The organism is Bradyrhizobium sp. URHA0013 (genome assembly GCF_000518345.1).
GTDB lineage: Bacteria > Pseudomonadota > Alphaproteobacteria > Rhizobiales > Xanthobacteraceae > Bradyrhizobium.
Genome location: NZ_JADK01000003.1, coordinates 343,346 through 369,069, shown reverse-complemented (window position 1 = coordinate 369,069; position 25,724 = coordinate 343,346). Strand labels below are relative to the sequence as shown.

The 25,724-nt window shown below is 63.7% G+C and carries 19 protein-coding genes; 9 read left to right on the top strand and 10 right to left on the bottom strand.

Annotated elements, in window-relative coordinates; translation table 11 throughout:
• Positions 1-31: 31 nt before the first annotated feature.
• Positions 32-1,411 carry an LLM class flavin-dependent oxidoreductase gene (locus N551_RS0101830; protein ID WP_027565490.1) on the bottom strand — a complete coding sequence of 460 codons (1,380 nt, stop codon included), beginning with the start codon at positions 1,409-1,411 and terminating at the stop codon, positions 32-34.
• 241 nt (positions 1,412-1,652) lie between these two features.
• On the opposite strand from N551_RS0101830, the gene N551_RS0101825 reads away from it, so the two are divergent.
• From N551_RS0101825 to N551_RS0101800, 6 genes are all read left to right on the top strand, one after another.
• The gene (locus N551_RS0101825) at positions 1,653-3,050 is read left to right on the top strand and encodes a M20 family metallopeptidase (RefSeq protein WP_027565489.1); all 1,398 of its coding nucleotides are present in this window, start codon (positions 1,653-1,655) and stop codon (positions 3,048-3,050) included.
• A 99-nt stretch (positions 3,051-3,149) separates the two neighbouring features.
• Complete coding sequence (locus tag N551_RS0101820) at positions 3,150-4,061, top strand: amino acid ABC transporter substrate-binding protein (RefSeq protein WP_027565488.1); 912 nt, start codon at positions 3,150-3,152, stop codon at positions 4,059-4,061.
• Positions 4,062-4,176: 115 nt separating this feature from the next.
• On the top strand, positions 4,177-4,908 hold the full coding sequence (locus tag N551_RS0101815) for an amino acid ABC transporter permease (RefSeq protein WP_027565487.1): 732 nt from the start codon (positions 4,177-4,179) through the stop codon (positions 4,906-4,908).
• A gap of 4 nt (positions 4,909-4,912) precedes the next feature.
• Positions 4,913-5,605 (top strand): amino acid ABC transporter permease, encoded by a 693-nt coding sequence (locus N551_RS0101810; protein WP_027565486.1) that lies wholly within the window; start codon positions 4,913-4,915, stop codon positions 5,603-5,605.
• 8 nt (positions 5,606-5,613) lie between these two features.
• Positions 5,614-6,345, top strand: coding sequence for an amino acid ABC transporter ATP-binding protein (locus tag N551_RS0101805; RefSeq protein WP_007597027.1), 732 nt, complete (start codon positions 5,614-5,616; stop codon positions 6,343-6,345).
• Between the two features lie 98 nt (positions 6,346-6,443).
• Complete coding sequence (locus tag N551_RS0101800) at positions 6,444-7,304, top strand: D-amino-acid transaminase (protein WP_027565485.1); 861 nt, start codon at positions 6,444-6,446, stop codon at positions 7,302-7,304.
• 127 nt (positions 7,305-7,431) lie between these two features.
• Here the strand turns inward: N551_RS0101800 and N551_RS0101795 are convergent, their stop codons facing one another.
• The 3 genes from N551_RS0101795 to N551_RS0101785 form a co-directional block, all read right to left on the bottom strand.
• Complete coding sequence (locus N551_RS0101795) at positions 7,432-7,893, bottom strand: carboxymuconolactone decarboxylase family protein (RefSeq protein WP_027565484.1); 462 nt, start codon at positions 7,891-7,893, stop codon at positions 7,432-7,434.
• 29 nt (positions 7,894-7,922) lie between these two features.
• Positions 7,923-9,539 carry an MDR family MFS transporter gene (locus N551_RS0101790; protein WP_027565483.1) on the bottom strand — a complete coding sequence of 539 codons (1,617 nt, stop codon included), beginning with the start codon at positions 9,537-9,539 and terminating at the stop codon, positions 7,923-7,925.
• A 115-nt stretch (positions 9,540-9,654) separates the two neighbouring features.
• Positions 9,655-10,836, bottom strand: coding sequence for an HlyD family secretion protein (locus tag N551_RS0101785; protein WP_027565482.1), 1,182 nt, complete (start codon positions 10,834-10,836; stop codon positions 9,655-9,657).
• Between the two features lie 275 nt (positions 10,837-11,111).
• On the opposite strand from N551_RS0101785, the gene N551_RS0101780 reads away from it, so the two are divergent.
• The gene (locus N551_RS0101780) at positions 11,112-12,023 is read left to right on the top strand and encodes a LysR family transcriptional regulator (protein ID WP_027565481.1); all 912 of its coding nucleotides are present in this window, start codon (positions 11,112-11,114) and stop codon (positions 12,021-12,023) included.
• Here N551_RS0101780 and iaaH read toward each other — a convergent pair.
• Positions 12,018-13,442 (bottom strand): indoleacetamide hydrolase, encoded by a 1,425-nt coding sequence (gene iaaH / locus N551_RS0101775; RefSeq protein WP_027565480.1) that lies wholly within the window; start codon positions 13,440-13,442, stop codon positions 12,018-12,020. The two genes, N551_RS0101780 and iaaH, sit on opposite strands and share 6 nt — an antisense overlap.
• A 75-nt stretch (positions 13,443-13,517) precedes the next feature.
• The gene (locus N551_RS0101770) at positions 13,518-16,967 is read right to left on the bottom strand and encodes an indolepyruvate ferredoxin oxidoreductase family protein (protein WP_027565479.1); all 3,450 of its coding nucleotides are present in this window, start codon (positions 16,965-16,967) and stop codon (positions 13,518-13,520) included.
• Positions 16,968-17,117: 150 nt separating this feature from the next.
• On the opposite strand from N551_RS0101770, the gene N551_RS0101765 reads away from it, so the two are divergent.
• Positions 17,118-17,573 (top strand): Lrp/AsnC family transcriptional regulator, encoded by a 456-nt coding sequence (locus N551_RS0101765; protein ID WP_027565478.1) that lies wholly within the window; start codon positions 17,118-17,120, stop codon positions 17,571-17,573.
• 103 nt (positions 17,574-17,676) lie between these two features.
• On the opposite strand, the gene N551_RS0101760 is transcribed toward N551_RS0101765, so the two are convergent.
• Genes N551_RS0101760 through N551_RS0101750 form a run of 3 tightly spaced genes read right to left on the bottom strand, consistent with a single transcriptional unit; the run spans position 17,677 to position 20,934 of the window.
• Positions 17,677-18,462, bottom strand: coding sequence for a fumarylacetoacetate hydrolase family protein (locus N551_RS0101760; protein ID WP_027565477.1), 786 nt, complete (start codon positions 18,460-18,462; stop codon positions 17,677-17,679).
• A 15-nt stretch (positions 18,463-18,477) separates the two neighbouring features.
• Entirely contained in the window at positions 18,478-19,845 is a 1,368-nt protein-coding gene (locus N551_RS0101755; RefSeq protein WP_027565476.1) for an LLM class flavin-dependent oxidoreductase, read from the bottom strand.
• A gap of 36 nt (positions 19,846-19,881) precedes the next feature.
• Entirely contained in the window at positions 19,882-20,934 is a 1,053-nt protein-coding gene (locus N551_RS0101750; protein ID WP_027565475.1) for an Ldh family oxidoreductase, read from the bottom strand.
• Between the two features lie 294 nt (positions 20,935-21,228).
• On the opposite strand from N551_RS0101750, the gene N551_RS0101745 reads away from it, so the two are divergent.
• Complete coding sequence (locus N551_RS0101745; protein WP_027565474.1) at positions 21,229-25,344, top strand: GAF domain-containing protein; 4,116 nt, start codon at positions 21,229-21,231, stop codon at positions 25,342-25,344.
• Here the strand turns inward: N551_RS0101745 and N551_RS0101740 are convergent.
• Entirely contained in the window at positions 25,318-25,659 is a 342-nt protein-coding gene (locus N551_RS0101740) for a hypothetical protein (RefSeq protein ID WP_027565473.1), read from the bottom strand. The two genes, N551_RS0101745 and N551_RS0101740, sit on opposite strands and share 27 nt — an antisense overlap.
• Positions 25,660-25,724 lie beyond the last annotated feature (65 nt).

The following is a 25,724-nucleotide window of genomic DNA, read 5'->3' as shown; positions in this document are numbered from 1 at the left end:
TTCGCTCGCAATGACGGGGAGAGCAGTGGGGCTATCCCTTCCTCCCCACCCGGTACCCCGCCGCCGGATGCGGCGCACCCAGCCTTGCACGCCCGTCACCGAACAGCTTCTCCCGCAGCGTGCCCCGCGCGTACTCGGCCTTGTACCGCCCACGCCGCGTCAGCTCCGGCACCAGCATGTCGGCGATGTCCTCGAAATCGCCGGGTGAGATCGCGAAGGCGACGTTGAGGCCGTCGACATCGGTCGCCTCGAACCACGCCTCGATCTTGTCCGCGACCATCTCCGGCGTGCCGACTACGACGGGACCGGCGCCGCCGACGCCGACATGCTCGATGACGTCGCGCACGGTCCAGACGCGATCGGGATCGGCCCGAGTGACGTTATCGAGTGCGCTGCGGCCGGCATCGTTCTGAACATGGCGCACCTGCTGATCGAGCTCGTAGCCGGAGAAGTCGATTCCGGTCCATCCCGACATCAGCGCGAGCGCGCCCTCGGGGCTGATGTGGCGGCGATAGTCGGCGTATTTTTCGTTCGCCTCGGCCTCCGTCCGCCCGAGGATGATCGTCATCATCGAGAACATCAGGATTTCCGCCGGATTGCGGCCGAACGCGGCGGCCTCCTGACGGATCGCCGACACCCGCGGCGCGATCACCTTGGCCGACGGTCCCGACATGAACACGCATTCGGCGTGCTGTGCCGCGAACCTCCGTCCGCGCGGCGAGGTGCCGGCCTGGTACAGCACGGGCGTCCGCTGCGGCGACGGCTCGCTCAGATGGATCGTGTTGTTGATGCGGTAGTTGGCGCCCTCGTGGTTGACGCGATGAACTTTTGTGGGATCGGTGAAGATGCCGCGCGTACGGTCGCGCAGCACGGCGTCGTCCTCCCAGCTTCCTTCCCAGAGCTTGTAGACGACCTCCATATATTCGTCGGCGATCTCGTAGCGGTCGTCGTGCCCGATCTGCTTGTCCTTGCCGGCGCCGCGCGCGGCGCTGTCGAGATAGCCGGTGACGACATTCCAGCCGATACGCCCCTCCGTAAGATGATCGAGCGTCGACATCCGCCGCGCGAACGGATAGGGCGGCTCGAAGGAGAGATTGCTGGTGACGCCGAAGCCGAGGTTCTGCGTGACCGCCGCCATTGCCGACAGCAGCAGCAGCGGATCGTTCGAGGGCGACTGGGCTGCATTGCGCAAGGCTGCGTCAGGACTGTTGCCGTAGACGTCATAGACGCCGAGCACGTCGGCCAGGAAAAGCCCGTCGAAACGGCCGCGCTCCAGCGTTTTGGCAAGATCGATCCAGTAGGGCAGGCGGTTATATTCGGCAGTGCGGTCACGCGGATGGGCCCACAAGCCTGGTGATTGGTGCGCGACGCAATTCATCGCAAATGCATTGAGCCTGATCTGCTTGGCCATGATGGTCCCCCGGCGCCCTGTACCGGGCGCTCTTCGAATGATAGAGCTGCGCCCGAACTTGGCGAAGTTCTTGCATATAGCGCGACGTTGGCAAGGCCAAAATCAGCGGCGCTGCCGCGCTTGGCAAGCCAATCTCAAGAGAGCAAGAACGAAATCCCAAGACTATCGAAGTCCCCGCCACTTTCGGAGGCCCGCCCCTATCGGGTATGGTCCTTCGTCTCGCAACCTAAAAAAGAAAATAATGACCAGAGCCGATGCCATCGCCCGCGCCCGTGACGATTTCAAATCCGGCGCGTTCCTCGCTGAACTCGACCGTCGCGTCGCCTACCGGACCGAGAGCCAGAATCCGAACCGGAGCGTCGAGCTGCGCGCCTATCTGGAACAGGAGATGGTGCCCGCTTTCGCCGCGCTCGATTTCCAAAGCCGGATGATCGAATCTCCCAGCGGCAAGGCGCCGTTCCTGTTCGCAGAACACCACGAGAGCGAGACGGCGCCGACCGTGCTGATCTACGGCCATGGCGACGTCGTCGACGGCATGGAAGGCGAGTGGCGCGACGGCCGCGATCCCTGGCGCACCACGGTTTCGGGCACGCGTCTTTACGGTCGCGGCACGGCCGACAACAAGGGCCAGCACAGCATCAACATGGCCGCACTCCGCGCGGTGCGCGAGGCCCGCGGCGGCAAGCTCGGCTTCAACGCCAAGTTCATCGTCGAGATGGGCGAGGAGATCGGTTCGCCGGATCTCGGCAAGGTCTGCGATCTCAATCGCGATGCGCTCAAGGCCGATCTGTTCATGGCCTCCGACGGGCCGCGCCTGTCCGCCGACCGTCCCACCCTGTTCCTCGGCTGCCGCGGCGGCATCCGCATTCATCTCGATGTGAACCTTCGCGACGGCGGCCATCACTCCGGCAATTGGGGCGGTGTGCTCGCCAACCCCGCGACCATTCTGGTCAACGCGATCTCGACGCTGGTCGACGGCCACGGCCGCCTTCGGCTGGATGCGCTGAAGCCGCCGCGCCTCACCAACCAGATCTGCAGTTATCTTGCGGACGTGCAGGTGGTGCCGACCGAGGACGAGCCGGCGTTGGCCGAGGGCTGGGGCGAGGAGGGTCTTTCGGCGGCCGAGCGGCTCTACGCCTGGAACACGCTCGAAGTGCTGGCGATGTCGTCGGGCAATATCGAGAAGCCGGCCAACGCCATTCCCGGCCACGCCAATGCCGTGCTGCAACTGCGTTTCGTGGTCGGCACCAGGATCGATGGGCTGATCGAGGCGATCCGCGCGCATCTGGCGCAGAAGGGCTTTCCGATGGTCGAGGTGCGGGCGACGCAGAGCTTTGCCGCCTCGCGCACGGATTTCGACAGCCCCTGGATCACATGGGCGGCAGATTCGGTCCGTCAGACCACCGGCAAGGTCCCGGCGGTACTGCCCAATTTCGGCGGCTCGCTGCCCAACGACGTGTTCTCCGAGATCCTGGGCCTGCCGACGATCTGGGTGCCGCACTCCTATCCCGGCTGCTCCCAGCATGCGCCCAATGAGCACATCCTGCTGCCATTGACCGAAGAGGCCTTGACGGTGATGGCCGGCCTGTTCTGGGATCTCGGGGAATTGCCAAGCCCGCTAACGCGCCCGCCGGCCTGAGCCGTTAACCGGAGCCGCGATCCAGCCAAAAGTCACATTCTATTCCAATCCAATTTGTGCTTGCATCCCGCCGGCATCATCCTGAAAGGGGACCCAAAAGTGAAACATTTCCGTAGCATCGGCCTCGCGCTCGCCGCGACCTTCGCTGTCAGCCAGGCCGGGGCCGAGGAGCTGACCGGCACGCTGAAGAACATCAAGGACACCGGCGCCATTACGCTCGGCTTCCGCGACTCCTCGATCCCGTTCTCCTATCTCGATGACAACCAGAAGCCCATCGGGTTCGCGATGGACATCTGCTACAAGATCGTCGACGCCGTGAAGAAGGAGCTCAAGCTCGACAAGCTCGAGGTCAAGCTCAATCCCGTGACCTCGGCGACGCGTATTCCGCTGATGGCCAACGGCACCATCGACCTCGAATGCGGCTCGACCACCAACAATGCCGAGCGGCAGAAGCAGGTTGCCTTCACCAACACCCATTACCTGACCGCCAGCCGCTACGTCTTCAAGAAGTCGAGCGGCCTGAAGTCGATCGACGATCTCAAGGGCAAGACGGTGGTCTCGACCGCCGGCACCACCAACATCAAGCAGCTCACCGAAGCCAATGTTGCGAAAAGCCTCGGCGCCAACATCATCCCGGCCAAGGACCACGCCGAATCCTTCCTGATGGTCGAGACCGACCGCGCCGTCGCCTTCGTGATGGACGACATCCTGCTCGCGAGCCTCGTTGCCGGCTCGAAGTCGCCCGACGACTACGTCATCTCCAAGGACGCGTTCTCCAAGCCTGAGCCCTACGGCATCATGCTGCGCAAGGACGACGCGGCGTTCAAGAAGGTGGTCGATGCGGCGACCGCAGCGCTCTATACTTCCGGGGAAGGCCAGAAGATCTATGAGAAGTGGTTCACCCAGAAGATCCCGCCGAAGGGTCTGAACCTCAACACCCCGATCTCGGCCGAGCTGAAGAACGAGTTCGCCAAGCCGACCGACTCGCCGAACCCGGACGATTATAAGTAAGCTATAACCGCGATCTTTCGATCCGGATCGTGTCCGGCCATCTTGACTCCAAGGTGGCCGGACATTTGCATAGGCGCCAGGACATCCATGACTGGCGCGTTCGCGCGGGGGACACGTGAACTACCACTGGAACTGGGGAATTTTCTTCGAGCCGAACCCGATGGGGACCGGCACCTATCTCGACATGCTGTTGTCGGGCCTGGTGCTGACCCTCAAGACGGGTGCGCTCGCATGGATCATCGCGCTGATCATGGGCTCGATCGTCGGCGTGATGCGCACGCTGCCGTCGAAGGGAGCGTACTGGTTCGGCTTTGCCTATGTCGAATTCTTCCGCAACATGCCGCTGCTGGTGCAGCTCTTCCTGTGGTTCTTCGTGCTGCCGGAACTGCTGCCGAAATCTGCCGGCCTCTGGCTGAAGCAGCTGCCGAATGCGCCGTTCTGGACGGCGGCGATCGGCATCGGGTTCTTCATGTCGGCGCGCGTCGCCGTGCAGTTGCAGGCCGGCATCGGATCGCTCCCACGCGGCCAGAAGATGGCGGCGACCGCGCTCGGCCTGACGACCTTGCAGGCTTATCGCTATATTTTGCTGCCGATGGCTTTTCGCATCATCCTTCCGCCGCTGACGTCCGAGTTCCTCAACACCATCAAGAACACGGCCGTGGCCATCACCATCGGCTTGCTTGAGTTGACCGGACAGGCGCGCTCGATGCAGGAATTCTCGTTCCAGGTGTTCGAGGCCTTCACCGCCGCGACCCTTCTCTATCTCCTCGTCAACGCCGTCGTCGTGACCGCAATGCGCTTCCTCGAGCGCTACGTCGCGATCCCCGGCTACATCACGGGGAAATAGCACCATGTTCAGCAATTTCGATTTCGACGTCATCCGCCGCACGCTGCCTTATCTGTTCTACGAGGGCATGACGTTCACGCTGATGCTCACGGGACTTGCGGCGCTCGGCGGCCTGATCTTCGGCACGGCAATCGCGCTGATGCGGCTGTCTGGCTTCAAGATCCTGGGCCGCATCGCCGGGGTCTATGTCGACTTCATGCGCTCGCTGCCGCTGGTGCTGGTGATCTTCTGGTTCTACTTCCTGGTGCCCTATATCGGGCAGTGGGTGACCGGCGCGTCGCGCCCGATCAGTGTCGGCGCGTTCGCGTCCTCGCTCATCACCTTCATCTTGTTCGAGGCCGCGTACTTCTCCGAGATCATGCGTGCCGGCATCCAGTCGATCTCGCGCGGTCAGCCGGCCGCAGCCAACGCGCTTGGCCTGACATACGCCCAGACCATGCGCTACGTCGTGCTGCCGCAGGCCTTCCGTAACATGCTGCCGGTGCTGATCACGCAGACCATCGTGCTGTTCCAGGACACCTCACTGGTTTACGTGCTGTCGATCACCGATTTCCTCGGTGCCGCGAGCAAGGTCGCGCAGCGCGACGGCCGTCTGGTCGAAATGTATCTGTTCGCAGCGATCGTCTACTTCACCATTTCCTGTGTTGCGTCCTTTGGCGTTCGCCGCCTGCAGGCGCGCATCGCCATCATTCGATAGAGTTTGTCATGATCGAGATCAGCCACGTCGACAAATGGTACAGCCCGAGCTTCCAGGTGCTGACCGACTGCACCACCAGCGTCACCAAGGGCGAGGTGGTCGTGGTCTGCGGTCCGTCGGGATCAGGCAAGTCGACGCTGATCAAATGCGTCAACGCGCTGGAGCCGTTCCAGAAAGGCGACATCAGCGTCGATGGCACCAAGGTCAACGATCCCAAGACCAATCTGCCCAAGCTGCGCTCGCGTGTCGGCATGGTGTTTCAGCATTTCGAGCTGTTTCCGCATCTGAAGATCATCGACAATCTCTGTCTCGCACAGCAGAAGGTGCTCGACCGGTCGCGCGACAAGGCGATGGCAAAAGGCATGCAGCTGCTGGAGCGCGTCGGCCTGAAGGAACAGGCGCAAAAGTATCCCGCGAACCTGTCCGGTGGCCAGCAGCAGCGGGTGGCGATCGCTCGCGCGCTCGCAATGGATCCCATTGTCATGCTGTTCGACGAGCCGACCTCGGCGCTCGACCCCGAAATGGTGAGCGAGGTGCTCGACGTCATGGTGGACCTCGCCCATGAGGGCATGACCATGATGGTCGTCACCCACGAGATGGGCTTTGCCCGCAAGGTTGCCAACCGCGTGATCTTCATGGACCGCGGCGAGATCGTCGAGGACGCCCCGAAGGACGATTTCTTCGGCAAGCCCCGCAGCGATCGTGCGCAGAAGTTCTTGTCGAAGATCCTGTCGCATTAATTCTCGCGTTATTCCGGGATGCGCCGAAGGCGGGTTTCAGGGCGTCGCCAAATCCCGTATAACCGCACCAAATATCTCTTCCCGCCAGGAGACCTGCCTTGGATCCGATCGCCTATGTCAACGGCTCATTCGTCCCGCTCTCGGACGCCAAAATTTCGGTGCTCGATCGCGGCTTCCTGTTTGCCGACGGCATCTACGAGGTCTCGGCCGTGCTCGACGGCAAGCTGATCGACAATGCCTCGCATCTGACGCGGCTGGAGCGCTCGGTCGGCGAGATCCAGCTGAAGCTGCCCGAGACGGTCGAGCGCATCACCGAGCTCCAGAAGGAGCTGATCGCGCGCAACAAGGTCGAGAACGGCCTCGTCTATCTCCAGGTCACCCGCGGCGCCGACAAGGGCCGCGACTTCGCCTTCCCCAAGGGCGACGTCAAGTCGAGCCTGGTAATGTTCACGTCGGAGAAGGACATCATCAACGCCGCCTCGGCCAAGACCGGCATCAACGTGATCACCGTGCCCGACATCCGCTGGGAGCGGCGCGACATCAAGAGCGTGGCACTGCTCGCGCAAGTGCTGGCAAAGCAGGCCGCGGCCGAAGCCGGTGCGGGCGAGGCCTGGATGCTGGAAGACGGCTACGTCACCGAAGGCGGCTCGTCCTCGGCGTTCATCCTGACCCAGGACGACGTCATCGTGACCCGCAAGAACTCCAACGCGATCCTGCCGGGCTGCACCCGCAAGGCGGTGGTGGCGCTGGCGGAAGAGCGTCAGCTCCGCGTCGAGGAGCGTTCCTTCACGGTCGCCGAGGCGCTCGCCGCCAAGGAAGCCTTCGCCACCTCGGCGTCGCTGTTCGTCCAGCCGGTGGTTGCGATCGACGGCAAGAAGGTCGGCGACGGCAAGCCCGGCCCGCTTGCCGCGCGGCTGCGCGAGATCTACGTGGAGTTCGCCAAAGCGACGGCGGTTTAAGCGGCGCACTCGGTGTCACCGCCCGCGAAGGCGGGCGATCCAGTCCGCCGCGCGGGCGGTGATTAATCTCGCTGTCTCTGGAATACTGGATGCCCCGCCTGCGCGGGGCATGACAGCCAAGAACATCTTACGCCACCGACGCCTTCACCTTCACCGGGTGAACCGCACGGAACGCGATCGCGATTCTGTTCCAGGCATTGATGGCGCCGATCAGCATGGTCAGGTTCACCGTCTCCGCATCGGAGAATTGCGTGCGGACCTGCTCGTAGATGTCATCAGGCGCGTGCGTCTCGGAGATCAGCGTCACTGATTCGGTCCAGGCCAGCGCCGCGCGCTCGCGGTCGGTGTAGAGCGGCGATTCGCGCCAGGCGTTGAGTAGATAGATGCGTTGCTCGGTCTCGCCGCGCTTGCGGGCGTCCTCGGTGTGCATGTTGATGCAGAAGGCACAGCCGTTGATCTGCGACGCGCGGATCTTGACGAGCTCGATCAGCGATTTCTCGAGGCCGGTCGACTGGATCTGCTCTTCCAGCGCCATCAGCGCCTTCATCGTGTCGGGTGCGGCCTGGTAGAAATTCATGCGGGGTTTCATGGTCGTTCTCCTTGCTTGCTGGGGTGATGTCAGTGGGCGCCGCCGGCCGAGGCGGGGCCGGCCTTCTTCAGGAAGAGGGTGGCGATCAGCGCGACGATCAGTGCCACGCCGAGCAGATAGAAGGTGTCGCTGAAGGCGAGGATATAGGCCTGCTTCTGCACGATATGGCCGATCGCAACATAGGCGCGATGCAACGCGTCCGCCCGGTCGAGAATGCCGTGATTGACGAAGTATTGGGTGAGCTGTTCCAGCCGCGTCCGCGTCGCCTGCTCGAACAGCGAGACCGACTGCATCAGCACGTTGGAGTGATACTGCTCGCGCTTGGTCAGCAGGGTCTGCAACAGCGCGATGCCGACGGCGCCACCGAGATTGCGCATCATGTTGAACAGGCCGGAGGCCGAGCCCGCGTTCTCCGGTTCGATGCCCGAGGTCGCCACCGCAGACAGCGGCGCCATCACCAGCGCCTGGCCGATCGCACGAACCACATTGGGCCAGAGCAATTGATCGGCGGCATAGTTGCCGGTCATGTAGATGTTCATGAAGTTGGAGGCCGCGAACAGGACGAAGCCGACGCCGATGATGAGCCGCGCATCGAGCTTCTGCATCAGCCGCGGCACCAGCGGGATCAGCAGGAGCTGCGGCAGGCCCGTCCATGCCAGCACCATGCCGATCTGCTCGGCATTGTAGCCTTGGATGCGAGCCAGATATTGCGGCAGGATGAACACCGAGCCGTAGAGCGCGATTCCCAGCAGGAAATTCGCGAGCATGCCGAAGCCGAAATTGCGGCGGACCAGCAGGCGCAGGTTGAGGAGCGGCTTCTTCACGGTCAGCTCGATGATCAGGAAGGCGGTCAGCGCCACGGCCGCGATGACGGACAGCTTGACGATGAAGGGCGAGCCGAACCAGTCGTCCTTATTGCCTTCCTCAAGCACGGTCTGCAGCGCCGACAGTCCGATCGCCATGGCGATGATGCCGGCCCAGTCGCCGTCGCGCAGCAGCCCAAGCTTCATGGGCTTTGCATCGAGCGCGTACCAGAGCATGCCGACCATGATCCCGCCCGGGACGACATTGACGTAGAAGATGTACTGCCAGCCAAAATTTTCGGTGAGATAGCCGCCGATGGTCGGGCCGATCGCGGGCGCGAACGTCGCCGACAGCGCGAACAGCGCAAGGCCGACCGGCTGCCTTCCGCGCGGCAGCAATGTGATGATGAGCGTGAACGCCATCGGAATCAGCACGCCGCCGGTAAAACCTTGCACTGCCCGCAGCACGATCATCTGCGGCAGGTCCTGCGCCAGCGCACAGGCGGCCGACAGGATCAGGAACAGGACCGCGTTGGTGAGCAGATAAATGCGGATCGAGAACACCTGCGCCAGCCAGCCCGAGAGCGGGATGACCACGATCTCCGCGATCAGATAAGAGGTCGAGATCCAGCCGCCATCGTCGATGCCGGCGCCGATCGCGCCCTGGATGTCGGCGAGCGAGGCATTGACGATCTGGATGTTCAGCACCGCCATGAAGGCGCCGAGTGTCGCGCCGATCACGGCAATCCAGGTCTTGGTGGAAACCACCGGCGTGGCGGCCGCGGCCGGAGCAGGAAGGCTGGCGGCGGAAGCGGCGTTCAGGGCGGGTTGGAGCGTGCTCATGAAGGGCCTCGTCTCGGGTACGGAGACAGGATGCATCAGGCGGATGGCTTCGATCATCGCGGAAGCGTGGGAAGGATCATCCGGCAGGACTTGATATTGCTGCCGGAGCCGGCCTTTAGCCTCCGTTGGGTCGCGCCGCATTATCGGCGAGGCGCTTGGCCGTCTTGCGCTCGGCCATGACGGCCTGTTTGGTGTCGATAGTCGGCGCCGCGGACATGCCGGGGCGCAGCAGCCCGGTCAGGCTGTGGTCGTCGAGCACGATCTTTACCGGCACCCGTTGCACGATCTTGGTGAAATTGCCGGTGGCGTTGTCGGGCGGCAGCAGTGCGAATTCAAGGCCGCTCGCCGGCGACAGGCTGTCGACATGGCCGCGAAGGGTCTGATTGCGAAAACTGTCGACGTGCAGCTCGACCGGTTGGCCGGCGCGGACATGAGTGAGCTGCGTCTCCTTGAAATTCGCCACGACATAGACTGCATCGAGCGGCACCACCGCCATCAATTGCGTGCCGGCCTGCACGAACTGTCCCACGCGCAGTGAGCGGGCGCCAACCGTGCCGTCGACCGGCGCGGTAATCTCGGTGTAGGAGAGATTCAGGGTCGCCTGCTCCGCGACCGCGCGCGCGTGCTCGAGCTGGGCTGTCGCCTGCGCGCGCTGGGTGGTGAGCACGTCGATCTTGCGTTGCGCGGCCACGAGGCCCGACCTGGCATGTTGCAGTTGCGCGTTGCTGGCGCGCAACGCGGCGTCAGTCTGTTGTGCGCGCTGAATCGTGCCTGAGCCCGACTTCATCAAATCGTCGTAGCGGGCGCGCTCCTCCTGCGCAAATTTCAGATTCGCGTCCGCAGCAGCGACATCGGCCGTGCTCTGCTCGATGATCGGCTGCTGGAGTTCGAGTTGGGCGTCGAGGTTGCGCACCGACGCTTCCGCCGCAGCGACATCGGCGCGGGCCTGGTCGAGCGCCGCCTTGAAGTCGCGGTCGTCGATCTTCGCCAGCAGATGGCCCGCTTTGACCTTTTCGTTGTCGCTGACCAGCACCTTGGCGATGTAGCCCGAGACTTTTGGCGCGACGATCGTGGAGTCGGCCTTCACATAGGCGTCGTCGGTTGTCTCGAGATAACGGCCGTTGACCCAGTAGTCGTGTCCGTAATGGACAATCGCTGCTGTGCCCGCGAGAAACGCGAGCGCCAACGCCGCCCGTCGAACCATATTCCGGGTCGGACCACGCACCGGCACCGGCGGTGAAGCTTGCAGTACCTCAGTCGCTTGCTGGAAGTTTTCGGTGCGGGGCATCTCGGACATGGCAGTCTCCTGTCGGGTGGCTGAGACTATCGGTCTTCTTCGGGCGATCGATAATCGGCGAAATACCGGAAGGATTATCCGCTGAGAGTGGATAGTCCGGGAATCCCGCCTTCGCGTATGGTCTACCGAGCCGGAGGTGCGACTGCCCCAGAGCGATTGCCGCCTCTGTCGCAGGATTGCGGCTAACCCATCCGCCATCCGCGCGCGAGCTAATCTGACGGATAATCGGACAGAATTCCTTGCGATTATCGACCAAGAGCGGATAATCAGTCGGCATGGACCGATTGACGAGCCTCGAAGTCTTTAGCCGGGTGGTCGAGACTGGCGGCTTCTCTGCAGCAGCCCGCAAGCTCAACATGTCGACCACCATGGTGAGCAATCACGTTCAGGCGCTGGAAGACCGGCTCGGGGTGAGGCTGCTTCAGCGCACCACGCGTAAGGTCAATCTCACCGAGATCGGCAAGGCCTACTACGACCGCTGCATCCAGATCCTCGCCGATATCGAACAGGCCGACGACATTGCGAGCGAATTGCAGTCGGTACCGCGCGGGACGCTGCGGATCCACGTCGCCACGCACATGGTGCCGTTCGTCGCGCCCGTGGTGGCGAAGCTCCTGTCGGCCTATCCAGAGCTCAAGATCGATCTGCGCATGGGCGAAGCGGACATCGACCTCATCGAAGAAGGCTACGACGTTGCCCTGCGCATGACCGCGCCGCCGGATTCGAGCCTGATCGTCCGCAGCCTTGCCACCTGGCGTCACGTGCTGTGCTGCTCGCACGATTATCTCGACAAGCACGGTCGCGTGCAGAAGCTCGATGAGCTCACGGCGCACAATTGCGGGCGCCATTTGAACTATCCCTTCGGCGACGATTGGCGCTTTTTCGATCGCAAGGGCGCGCCGGCATCGGTACGGATTTCCGGCAGCTTCATCACCAACAGCGGTGAGGCCTTGCGGAAGGTGGCGCTGGAAGGCGCTGCCGTCTGCCTGATGGCGGGTTTTCTCGTTCGGGACGATCTCGAAGCCGGTCGGCTCGTTCGCCTGCTGCCCGAGTACCGGCCGGTCGAGATGTCGATGAACGCCGTCTATCCGCACCGGCATCATCTGTCGGCGAAGGTCAGGACTTTCATCGACATGCTCGTGCATCACAGCGCCGAGCAGCAGAAGCTGATCAATCCGTATTCATGATTGGCGCGGCGGCGGCAATCGCTCGAACACGGCGTCGAGTGCCATGCCGATCGCAAGCAGGCCGCGATCGCTGCCCGCGGGGCCGTCCAATTCAAGCCCGATCGGCAGTTTGCTCCGGGCGCCGAGCGCGATCGGAATCTGGATGCCGGGAATGCCGGCATTGCTGCCGGGATCGGTGTTCTGGATGAACAGGGCGAAATTCTCCAGGCTGCTGGAATCGGGATTGGAGGCAATGGCGATACGCGGCGTGGTCGGGAAGGCGATGGCATCGAGCCGGTTGTCCGCAAAGGTCTTGCCGTAGAGCGCCTGCAGGGCGGGTCGCGCGGACCTGATGGCCGCGTCATAGATCGGCTCGGCATCGACCAGCGTATTGTCTGGACCTGGCAGCTTGCGCGGGATCACGAGGCCGTCATAGGTGCCCTTGACGTCGGGGCTCGCGATCTCCCGCGCCAGTGCGTCAATGGTGATGCCGGTGCCGCTATGCGCCAGATAGGCCACCATGTCGTCATAGGCCTCGTACAGCGCGACGGGAAAGCCGACCTGGACGTTGAGTTCGGCCAGATGCGGCATCTCGATCTCAACGATCGTGATGCCCTGCGTCTTCATTTTCGTGAGGGCTGCCTGGAATGCGGCGTCGGTGTCGGCGTCGAGATTGCTCAGCATCGTCTTTACGATGCCGATCCGCACCAGCCTCAGATCGGCCGCCTGAACGGCATCGCCACCTGCAATGACGCGGTCGAGCAGCGCGACATCCGCCGCGGTCGCTGCCATCGGACCCGCGGTGTCGCGGGTGTGCGAGATTGGCGCGATGCCAGCCTGCGGATAGCGTCCGACCGTCGGGCGGAGCGAGGCACATCCATTCAGCGCGGCGGGAACCCTGACCGATCCGCCAGTGTCGGTGCCGAGACCGCCCGCGACGATCCGTGCGCCGATCGCGGCGCCCGTTCCGGAGGAGGAGCCGCCGGCGATCAGGGCGCGGTCATAGGCGTTGCGCACGCCGAACTCCGCGCCGGTCTTGAATGCGGTGTTGTAGCCGGAGATGCCGAAGGCGAGCTCGTGCATGCTGGTTTTGCCGATGATGACCGCGCCCGCCGCGCGCAGCTTTGCGACCACCGGCGCGTCGGCCCTCGGAACGTAATTTTTCAGCGCTGGCGTTCCCGCGCTGCAGGGCAGTCCCGCGACCTCGATATTGTCCTTGATCACGATGGGAACGCCGCCGAGCGTGTTGTCCTTGTTGTCGTTCGCGTCGAATGCGGCCGCAGCTTTCAGGGCGCCGGCCTCGTCCAGGGTGACGAAGGCATTCAGATCGGCATTGGCCGTGGCGCGGGCGAGAGCTTCCGTCGTGAGTGCGGTGCTCGTGATTTTTCCGGCGCGGAGGTCGGCTACAGCCTGGGTCAGGGTCAACTGGTCGAAATCCATGAGGCGTCACCCCGTTGCAGGAGCGCCATCAGGGCGCGCCTCGGCTCCAGAGGCTGAAGCTTCGTCGGCGCCCCGTCAACCGTAGGCGCGCATCTTTGCAGGTGATGGCGCGTCGAGCTCGGCGAACAGCCGCTCGACCTCGGCCTTTACCTTCCCGATCGCGGCGTCCTTAACCGGCCCGTAGCCCCGGATATCCATCGGCGCTTTTGCAATGGCGACGAGACTTGGCAGATGCGCCGCGTCGAGCCCGCCGAGCAGCCGTCTGATGACGCCGTCGTACCAGGTGATCAGTTCCCGCTCCGCGCGCCGTTCCGCCGTGTAGCCGAACGGATCAAACGGCGTCCCGCGCAATCCTTTCAATCGCGCCAGCGTGGCAAGCGGCATCTGGATCCATCGCCCGAAGGCGCGCTTGCGCGGACGTCCGCGGGCGTCGCGCTTCGACGGCAGGAACGGCGGGGCGAGGTGATATTGGATGCTGAAGTCGCCTTCGAATTCGCCTTTCAATTCGTCGAGGAAACCGCTCTGCATGTGCAGCCGTGCCACCTCGTATTCGTCCTTGTAGGCCATCAGCTTGAACAGCGCGCGCGCGACTGCTTCGGTCAATGCTCCGCTATTCAGTTTGGCTTCGGCCTTGCGAACGTTTGCAACGAGTGCTCGATAGCGCGTTGCATACGCATCGTTCTGATAGGCCGTGAGGAAGTCGGCGCGGCGGTCGATCAGCTGGTCGAGCGTCTCTGCCTTGGGCGCGTCGTCCATCTTCGGCAAGAAGTTGGGATCGGCCGCTGCAATCCGGCCCCAGGCGAAAGCCTGCTTGTTGCGTTCTACCGCGACCCCGTTGAGCTCGATTGCTCGCAACAGCGCCGACAGCGAGACCGGCAGCAGTCCGTGCTGCCAGGCAAAGCCCAGCATGACGATGTTGGCATAGACGGCATCGCCGAGCAGGCGCTCGGCCAGCGCGTTGGCGTTGATGGTGTCGAGATTGCCGTCGCCGATCACCTGGCCGATCGCGCGCAGGCGGGCAGGTGAGGCGAGATCTGCGTCGCGGAAGCGGACGACGTCGCCGGTCGGCATCTCCGCGGTGTTGACCGCGGCGCGCGTGCCTTTCCGATAGGTGCCGGATGCCTTTGGCGAGGAGCTGACGACGAGGTCGCAGCCGATCAGCGCATCGGCCGCGCCCTGGTCGATGCGGACCTGATGCAACGCGTCGGGGGATGCAGCCAATCGGATGTAGCTCAGCACCGGCCCGAATTTCTGCGCAAAGCCGGTAAAATCCAGCACCGAGACGCCGTTTCGTTCGAGATGCGCCGCCATGCCGATCAGCGCGCCGACCGTGATCACGCCGGTGCCACCGACGCCGGTGACGAGCAGATCATAGGGACGGTCGAGCGGTGCGGGCGCGGGCAGCGGAAGCGTGGCCGCGTGGCCGACCGGGTTGATCCGGCTCGCGCCCTTCTTCCGGCGCGTCGCGCCCTCAACGGTGACGAAGCTCGGGCAGAACCCGTTGAGGCAGGAGAAGTCCTTGTTGCAGGATGAGAGATTGATCCGGCGCTTCCGGCCGAACGGCGTCTCCTTGGGCTCCACGCTGAGGCAGTTGGATTCAACCGAGCAGTCGCCGCAGCCCTCGCAGACGAGATCGTTGATATAGGCGAAGCGTTTGGGATCGGCCATCTGGCCACGCTTGCGGCGACGCCGTTTCTCCGTCGCGCAGGTCTGCTGATAGATCAGCACCGAGACGCCTGAGATTTCGCGCAGCTCGCGCTGCACATTGTCCATCTCTTCGCGCGGATGGATGGACACGCCGACCGGCAAGTCGCCGGGCGAAAATTGCGCTGGATCGTCCGACACCAGCGCGATGCGCGCAACGCCCTCGGCGCGGACGCTGTGCGCGATGGCGTGGACGCTGATCGGGCCGTCGACGGGTTGGCCGCCGGTCATCGCGACGGCATCGTTGAACAGGATCTTGTAGGTGATGTTGGCTTTGGCCGCGATCGCCTGCCGGATCGCCATCGAACCGGAGTGATAGTAGGTGCCTTCGCCGAGATTCTGGAAGACGTGCTTGCTTCCGGTGAATCGTGACGAGGCGGCCCAGTTCACGCCTTCGCCGCCCATCTGGATCAGGGACGATGTCTCGCGGTCCATCCAGCTCGCCATGAAATGACAGCCGATGCCGGCCAGCGCCTTCGATCCTTCCGGCACTTTTGTCGAAATGTTGTGCGGGCATCCGGAGCAGAAATAGGGCGTGCGCGTCGCACCAGAGACGTTGATCGTGCGCGCAGCCTCAGGCATCAAGCCGGCTGCGCGCGCGGCGAGATTGAGGCCCGGGAAGATCGGATCGAGACGGCGTGCGAGCACCCCAGCGAGCGCTCGCGGCGACAATTCGCCGATCCAGGAGATCAGCCGCGCGCCGGTTTCGTCGTGCTTTCCGACCATGCGCTCGGGTTTTTCGCCCGGATAATCGTAAAAATATTCCTTGAACTGGCTTTCGATGATGCCGCGCTTCTCCTCGACCACGAGGATCTCGCGCTTGCCCTTCACGAACGCCATCGCGTCATGCAGCGCCAGCGGCCAGACCATTCCGACCTTGTAGATGTCGATGCCGATGCTGCGGCAGGCTGCTTCCTCGAGACCCATCAGCCGCAGCGCTTCCATCAGATCGAGATGCGCCTTGCCCGTGGTGACGATGCCGTAGGTGGCGCCCGGGATGTCGTAGATGTGACGATCGATCGGATTGGCCTTGGCGAAGGCGTAGACCGCGTGCTTCTTCGCCTCCAGCCGCTCCTCGATCTGTGGGCCGGGTAGATCGGGCCAGCGATAGTGCAAGCCGCCGGGCGGCGGCGTGAAGTCTGGCGTGTGGAAGGCGCGCGGCGGGCGCAGCGCGACGGAAGCGCCGGATTCCACGATCTCCGAGATCGCCTTGAAGCCGACCCACATGCCGGTGAAGCGGCTCAGGGCGTAGCCATATTCACCGAATTCGAGATATTCGCTGACGCTTGCGGGATGGAGCGTCGGCATGAACCAGCTCATGAAGGCCACGTCGGACTGGTGCGGCATCGAGGACGAGACGCAGCCATGGTCGTCGCCGGCGACCACCAGCACGCCGCCATGCGGCGAGGAGCCGTAGGCGTTGCCGTGTTTCAGCGCATCGCCGGAGCGATCGACGCCGGGGCCTTTGCCGTACCAGAGCCCGAACACACCATCGACCGCGCGGTCGGCCTGCGTTTCGACCTGTTGTGAGCCGAGCACCGCAGTCGCGGCAAGATCTTCGTTCACTGCGGGGAGGAATTCGATGCGGTCCCGCTTCAGTCGCTCCTGGATGCGCCACAGTTCGAGGTCGATGCCGCCGAGCGGCGAACCGCGATAGCCCGAAATGAAGCCCGCCGTGTTCAGCCCCGCGGCACGGTCGTGCCGCACCTGGTCGAGCGCAATGCGGACGATGGCCTGCGTGCCTGTAAGGAAGACGCGGCCCACTTCGCGATCGTAGCGGTCGGAAAGCTCGTAGGCGTCGAGTGACGAAATGGCGTCCATGCGGACCTCCCGCGGCATCCTTGCCATCGGAGAAGGGTAGGCCTGGGCGACTGGTAGGTCCTACCTATTTTCCCGAATAGAACATCCATTATGGTAGAATTGTCCGATATATTTTACAAAACGGTAGATAAATCCATTTTGGTGCTTTCCATGATCGAAGACCAAGACGCGCGGATTCTCGCCTATCTCCAGAAGGACGGCCGCGCCACCAACCAGCAGCTCGCCGACGCGGTTGGCATGTCGACCTCGGCGTGCTGGCGCCGGGTGCGCGCGCTGGAGGAGCGCGGTGCCATCCAGGGCTATGCGGCCCTCGTCGCGCGCGAGCAGGCCGGCTTTGCGATGTCCGCGATCCTCCACGTCTCGCTGGAACGGCACGACGCAAAATTCGTCGACGAGTTCGTCGCGCGGGTAACCACGCGGCGTGAGGTGTTGGAGTGCTTTGCGACCACGGGCGATGCCGATTATCATCTGCGCGTCGTCGTGCAGGACATGGCGGCCTACAACAGATTCCTCGACGACTTCATGTTCCGCATTCCCGGCATTCGCTATGTGAGAAGCAACGTGGTGCTGAAAGAGATCAAGACGGGCGTGGCGCTGCCGTTTTGAGCTTGCGCTGAGGAGGCTGCGTAGCGGCCGTCTCGAAGCGCGACACCACAACCGGGCCTTCATCCTTCGAGACGCTTGCTTCGCAAGCTCCTCAGGATGAGGATCACCGCTCCTCCCGCACGAACCTGTTCCGCAGCGTGCCGATGCCGGTGATGTCGATCTCCACGACGTCGCCATGCTTGATATCAGGCGAGGCTCCATCCGTTCCCATCCAGATCACGTCGCCGGGCCATAACGTAAAGTATTTGGTCAGCTCGACCAGGAACGGCACCACGCCAAAGATCATGTCGTTGGTGTGGAAGCGGTTGGTCTCCTTGCCGTTGACCCGGACGATCGTTTCCATCTTGTCGAGGTCGGCTTCGGTCTCGATCCACGGGCCCATCGGCTTGAACGTGTCGGCGTTCTTCGAGCGCCAGAGGCTGCGGTCGGCCTTCTGCCAGCTGCGCTCGCTGACGTCGTTGCCGATGGTGTAGCCGAACACGCAATCCATGGCATTCTGATTGGTGAGATGCTTGACCTTTCTGCCGATGACGACGACGAGTTCGCCTTCGTAGTGGATCTTGTCCGTAGCAAAGGACGGAATCACCACGTCCTCGTCATGCGCAATCAGCGCGTTTTGCGCGCGATAGCCGATCTCGGGGCGGTCGGGGACAGCAGGCACTTCGCCGCGCTTGTCGGCGGCTTCCTTCAGATGCTTGAGGTAATTCAAGCCGACGCAGTAGAAGGTGCGCGGAATCAGCGGCAGGTCGATTCTGACCTGCGACAGCGGATGCGTGCGCGAGGTGCGTTGCCATTCGCCGAAGGGATCGCCCTCGATCGCGATCACCTGGTCACCCTCGGCGATTCCCCAGGACGGCTTGTCCGCGGCGGTGAATTTCAGCCAGCGCATGCCGTGTCTCCGTTGTTATTCCGCGGCATCGCGCGGCTGCACTTTCCAGTCGCCGGCAGCCGGCCGCTTGAGCCCGAGATTTTCACGCAGCGTCTTGCCGCGATATTCCTTCTGGAACAATCCGCGCCGCTGCAATTCCGGTACGATATGTTGCACGAAATCGGCATAGGAGCCGGGCACATAGGTCGCGGCGATGACGAAGCCGTCGCAGCCCCGTTCGACGAACATTTCTTCGAGCTTGTCCGCGATCTCCTTGGGGCCGCCAACCATCGCATCCTGGACCTGACCGCGGCCGGAGAAGGTGACGAAGTCGCGCGCGCTCGGATTGCTCTTGCCGGAGTTCTTGAGCACGCCGTCGCGGATGCCCAGAATGCCCTGCATGCTCTTCAATTCTTCCGTCGTCAGCGGCTCGTCGAGATCCTTGGAGGCGAAATCGTAGTTGAGCGCTTCGGCCAGCAGCGACAGCGCGTCGATCTGCAGCGGCAGCTTGTTGATCAGCGCCATCTTGTCTTCGGCCTCGGCTTTGGTCGCGGCGCAAACCGGTGTCGTCAGGTTGCAGAGAAACATCGCCTCCGGATCGCGGCCGGCTTTCGCGGCCTCGTTACGCACCGACGCATAGCCTTCCTTGGCGGCGGCGAGATTGCGGGCAGCGGTGAAGATCACTTCGCCCCATCGTCCGGCAAAGCGCTGGCCGCGGCCGGACGCGCCGGCCTGGATGATCACGGGATGGCCCTGATCAGAGCGCGGCACCGTGAAGGGACCGCGCGACTTGTAGAATGGGCCCTTGTGATCGAGCCGCTTCACCTTGGCTGGATCGGCGAAGCGGCCGCTCTTTTTGTCCATGATGAGCGCGCCGTCTTCCCACGTATCCCAGTGGCCGAGCACGATCTCCATGAATTCGTCGGCGCGGTCGTAGCGGGAATCATGTTCGGGATGAGAGTCCCGCCCCATGTTGTGTGCCTCGCCGTCATTGAGCGAGGTCACGACGTTCCAGCCGGCACGACCGCCCGACATCAGGTCGAGCGTTGCGAAGCGGCGGGCGATGTCGAAAGGTTCGAAATAAGTCGTCGAGCCGGTCGCCCCCAACCCGAGCTTCTCCGTAACCATGCCCATCGTGGTCAGCACGATCAGGGGATCCATCTTCACGCAGCGGATGCCGTATTCGACGGTGTGGGCGTGATCGTTGCCGTAGCGGTCCGGCATCGCCAGCCGGTCGTCGAAGAAGGCCATGTGGAACTTGCCGGCTTCGAGGATTTTGGCGATCTCCTGATAATAGTCCGCCGACATCGAATCGTCGCGCGAGTCCGGATGACGCCACGAGCTCGGCAAATTCGTGCAGTTCTGCGCCTGAAGGAAGCCGACCAGTACCATCTGCCGCGTCATGCTGCTGTTCTCCGAATTGCGTCAGGCCGAAATCCGTCAGGCCAGGTCGAGGACTGTATCGAGCCTGTACTCGCGCGCCAGCGCGCGCAGCTTTTCCCAGGTGGCATCCTCGATCTCGATGCCGTCGCGCAGGCGCTGCTGTTCGCGCACGCCCTCGATCTCGCCGGGATAGAACACGCCCTTGCTGCCCTCGGAGGGCGGGGTCGATTTGAGATAGTGCGCGAACTCGGCGACCTCGCGCTTGAAGTCGTGCAGCGGGCGAAACGCGGCGACGTTGAACACGGCCATGAAGCAGCCGTCATTGTGCCGCCCCGTGGGCTCGACGCCGAAACCGAGGCCGGTGAGCAGGCCGCACAGGACCTCGACCATGGCGGCGAGGCCGCTGCCCTTGTAGCCCTCGGTGCCGCCGAGCGGCAGCAACGCGCCGCCCTTGCGGTATTGGGTCGGATCGGTGGTGTGTCGTCCTTCGGCATCGATGATCCACCCCGGCGGAATCTCCTCGCCGCGGGCGACCGCGAGCTGGATCTTGCCGGCCGCGACCGCAGAGGTCGCCATGTCCAGGTAGAAAGGCGCATCGAGATCGGACGGCACCGCGATCGAGATCGGATTGGTGCCGAGCCGTGCCTCCTTGCCGCCGAACGGCGCCACATGCTTCGGCGAACGGCCGGAATCCGCCGTTGCAATCCCGATCATCCCTTCGCGCATCGCCATCAGCGGATAGGCGGCGAGGCGGCCGACATGGCTTTGCCGGAACACGGTGCAGGCGGCGACATTCGCCGTCTTCGCTTTCTCGATCGTCAGCGCCATCGCCTTGGCGTTGACGTGGAAGCCAAAACCCCACTGGCCGTCGATCACGGTCGTCGTCGGCGATTCCTGCACGATGGTCCATCTGGCGCCGGGCACGATGTGGCCGGCCTTGATGCGGTCGACATAGGTGGGAATGGCGATCACGCCGTGGGAATCGTGGCCGGCGAGGTTGGCGTTGACGCAGCCGCTTGCGACCGCGTCGGCCTCTTCCTCGGAAGCCCCGGCGGCACGAAGCAGCGCGGCGCTGATACGCGTGAGGCGGTCGGCCTGGACGATCGGCATGGCGTTTCCCCGGCATGGTGCCCTTAACAGGCTGCTTGTTGGGAACCATGGTCTCAAAGCGCGGCTCCGATATCAATCTCCTGTAAACCAATACAGGGCTGCAAATTCGTAGCGAGGAGGGCCGTCGCGCGAAGATTCGTCCCGCACGGTGGCATTTCGACAGATTGGCGCAGGTCGTTCGCAGCTCGTTCACTTTGATCCACGGTTTGCAGCGCGCAATAACGACCACTTAGGCGATCGGCGGTCATAACGTCATCCGGGAAAAAAAGGCAGAAATGCCCGGGAGCTGAGATCGTGCCGACGACACTCGCGCGCACCTTTGCGGCGTTGAGCGCCATCAACGAAGCGATCCTCTACGCGAAATCGCCCGACGAGCTGTACCAGAAGGTCTGCGACGCCGGCTTTTCGAGCGGGGATTTTATGGCGGTGGCCGTGTTCCTCGTTGAGCCGGACGGCCAGCGGCTCCGCTTTGCCGCTGGTCGCGGCGATGACGTGGCGCGGCTGAGGGCGATCGAGATCACCACGCAAGCCAGCACGCCGGAAGGCCTGGGCGTAGGCGGCGAGGCGTTCCGCAGCCAGAAGCTCTGCATCAGCAACGATTTCCTGAACGACCCGCGTTCGCTGGCATGGCGCGACGGCGCGGTGGCGGCGGGTGTCGGCGCGGCCGCGGCGCTACCCCTGATCTGCATGGGCCGCAGTATTGGGGTGTTGTATGTTACGCGGTCGGGGGCCGGCTCGCTCGACGAGGCGATGGTTTCGTTGTTCGAGCGGATGTCGGCCAATATCTCTCACGCGCTGGAGAGCTTCGCGACCGAGGGAGCCCGCCTGGATGGCGAGCGCGCAGTGCGGCGGCTCAACCGCATGTTCGGCGCGCTCAGTGCGACGAACGAAGCAATTCTGCAAGCCAGCACCGAGCTGGACTTGTACCAGCGGGTCTGCGACGCCGCTGTTTATAGTGGCAAATCGCTTGCCACTTTCGTTCTGCTGCACGAGCCGGATTCCGAATGGCTGACGCCGGTGGCAGCGACCGGACATAATCTGGATCTGATCAGACAGTCGCGCTACTCGATTGATCCGGAGAGTCCCTACGGCAAGGGCATCTCCGGCGAGGTGTTCCGGACCCAGCAAGCGATCGTCGAGGACGACCTCGTCAATCGTACCAAGGGGACCACCTGGGAGCAGGCCAACGTCAATGCCGGCGCCGTCGCCTGCGTGGCTGCTCCCTTGATCAAGCGTGGCACCAGCATCGGCGTGCTGTTTTTCTTCGTGAGCAAAGCCTGGGCGAAAGACGAAGGCATCGTCGCATTGTTGCTGCGCATGACCGAAAACGTGTGCTTTGCACTCGAGAACTTCGACCGCGACAAGGAGAAGGCCCAGATCGCCCTGGAGGAGGATCGGCTGGCGCGTATGTACGCGGCGCTAAGCGCGACCAACGAAGCCATTCTGCGGGCAAGGTCGCGCAGCGAACTGTTGGATCTGGTTTGCGAAGCCACGGTGCACGGCGCCAAGTTCGCCTCGACCTCCATTGCATTGCTTGACGGCGATGCGGGACTGCTTCGTGTTGTCGCGTCCTTCGGACCGAACGCCGAGGAAGTGCGATCCTTCAGACTGTCGGTCAGCGACAAGGAGCCGGAAGGACGCGGGCTGACCGGCACCGCGTTCCGGACGCGGCGGCCCTGTATCAGCAACGATGTCCTGGCAGACGCCCGCCTCGAGCCCTGGCACACCAGCGCGCGTCGCAACGGCATTGCGTCTTCGACCGCGATGCCGCTGTTCAACGGCGACAGGGTCGAAGGCGTATTCCTGTTCAATTCGCCCGAGTGCGGCACTTTCACCGACGAATTCGTCGAGCTGTTGCGCAAGCTCCAGGCTAATGTCGCCTTCGCGTTGGAGAACTTCGACCGTGCCGACGAGAAGGCGAAGGCCGACAGGCAGCGTGACAGGTTGAGCGGCATGTTCGAGGCGCTGAGCGCAACGAACGAGGCAATCATGCGCGCCAAGACGCGTGAGGAGCTGTTCGAAGGGGCGTGCCAGGCAGCCGTGCTCGGCGGCGTATTCGCCTCGGCGACAATCGGCATTATGGACGACCGGCGTGAACTCGTTCGCGTGGTCGCCGTGAAGGGGCGCCTCCAGGAGCGGATGGTGGGACGCACCTGTTTCGTTTCCGCCGACCATCCTGAGGGTCGCGGAATCATAGGGATGTCGCTGCGGACCCGCGGGCCCAGCGTGATCAACGACTATCTCCACGACCCCCGATCGGCGCATTGGCACTCTAAGGCGATCGAAGATGGAACGCGAGCGGCTGCCAGCTTCCCGCTGCTGCGCGCCGGCCAGGAGCCGATCGGCATTCTGCTTTTCCTCGCGCCGGAAGAGAATACGTTCACACCCGATATGGTCGAGTTGCTCGGGCGCCTCGCCGAGAACGTGTCATTTGCACTCGATAATTTCGATCGCGCCGAGGAAAAGTCCCGCGACGAGGCGCGGACGGAGCGTTTGGCTCGCATGTTCGCGGCGCTGAGCGCGACCAACGAGGCGATCATGCGGGCGAAGTCGCGCGCCGAACTGTTCGACCTCGTCTGTCTCGCCGCATCGAACGGCGCCAAGTTCACCTCGACCACCATTGCGCTGGCGAGGGTCGATAGCGATCAGCTGGAGATCGTGTCGAGCGCCGGACCGTCGTCTGACACCACGCGCAATGTCCGCCTGTCAATCGACCCCGAGCGCCCCGAGGGGCGCGGAATGAGCGGCACGGCGTTCCGCACCCGCCAGCCCTGCATCAGCAACGACTATCTCAACGATGATCGCGTTCGCGCCTTTCATTCCATCGTCCGCAACGACGGCGCGCGGTCGGGCGCGGCTTTTCCGCTCGTCGCGCACGATAAGGCCGTCGGCGTCATGATCTACATGTCGACCGAGCCTGGCACCTTCACGGCCGAGTTCGTCGAGCTGTTGCAGCGCCTCGCCGACAACGTCTCCTTCGCGATGGAGAATTTCGACCGGGCCGACGAGAAAAACCAGGCCGACGAGCGAATCGAATACCTCGCTTCGCACGACAGCCTGACCGACCTGCCGAACCGCGAGACCTTCAACGGGCTGCTGCATGAGGCGATCGACGAGGCGCATCGCCACGATCGCCGCTTTGCGGTGCTGTTCATCGACCTCGACCGTTTCAAAGTCATAAACGATTCGCTGGGCCACGAAGCCGGCGATCTGCTCCTGCTCGAAGTGGCCAACCGGCTGCGTGGTGCGTTGCGCGCAACCGACGTCGTGGCGCGGCTCGGCGGCGACGAGTTCGTGGTGATCCTCGATCAATGCGGCGAGATCGATGGCGTCCAGCGCATCGCGACCGCGCTGTTGACGGCGCTTGCGGAGCCCATGGAACTAGCGGGGCACGAGTGCCACACCACGGCCTCGATCGGCATCGCGATGTATCCGACCAACGGCTCCGACGTGCAGACGCTAACCAAGAACGCCGATATGGCGATGTATCTCGCCAAGGAAGACGGCAAGAACGGCTATCGCTTCTTCTCCAAGGAAGTGAAGACGCAATCAATCGAGCGGCTGTCGTTGGAGAGCGCGCTGCGCCGGGCGCTGGAGCGGAATCAGTTCACTTTGAACTACCAGCCCAAGGTGGACATGGAGACCGGCCAGATCACGGGCGTGGAAGCCCTGCTGCGCTGGACGCACCCCGATCTCGGCAGCATCTCGCCGGCGCAGTTCATTCCGCTTGCGGAAGAGACCGGATTGATCGTGCCGATCGGCCGGTGGGTGGTGAAGGAGGCCTGCGCGCAGGCCATGGCCTGGCAGCGCCTCGGCCTGTTGCCGGTGTCGATGGCGGTCAACCTGTCACCGCGGCAGTTTGTCGACGAGCATTTGTTGCAGGACGTCGACGAGGCGCTGGCCGCCAGCGGCATGTCGCCCGTGCTGCTCCAGTTGGAGGTCACCGAGAGCATGATGATGCGCAACGTCGGGCGCGCGCTCAAGGTGCTCGACGCCATCCAGAGCCGCGGCATTCGCCTGGCGATCGACGATTTCGGCACCGGCTATTCGTCGATGTCGCTGATGAAGCATTTCCCGATCGATACCATCAAGATCGACCGCTCCTTCGTGCGCGACTTGCCGCAGGATGCGGAGGATCAGGCGATCGCGCAGGCGATCATCAGCATGGGCAAGGCGCTCGGCATGACCGTGGTGGCGGAAGGCGTCGAGAACGCCGAGCAGGAGGCGTTCCTGCGCGCCCATGGCTGCGACGAGATGCAGGGCTTCCTGATCTCCAAGCCCGTTCCGGCGCGGCAGATGGCCGAGCTGCTGCGGCCGATGGAGCTGCCCGGCGCGCCGCCGCTCCAGCCGGAGCGGGACCATGCCGCCACCGCGGCCGCGGCGCTACGGTTGAAAAGCGCTGTCGTCTGATGGCTGTGGGTGCAGCTCGCGGACGTCCTCGTCCCTGATCTCCGCCTTGCGTGGAAAATCATCCGGCCACGGAAGTGAGGTTTGTTCGGCGAAGAGCGTGATAAGGACATGCGCGCCTTCGGCAAAGCTCGAGCCGTCGCCAAGGCCGAGCTCACGGCACCACACCTGTCGCATCGGCTCGTGCGTATCGAGCACCGCCATCGCCGGACCCCACCACCACGCCGGCGCCGGCGATCGTTCGTCCTCCGGCACGGCATGCCAGAGGACGAGCTCGTCCATCATGCGCTCGAATTGCAGGCTTGCGGCCTGATTCATTCGTTCCGTGCTCCCTTGGGTCGTGCCTGAAAGCAGGCCGATGCGCGGACTCGATCGTGGCCTTC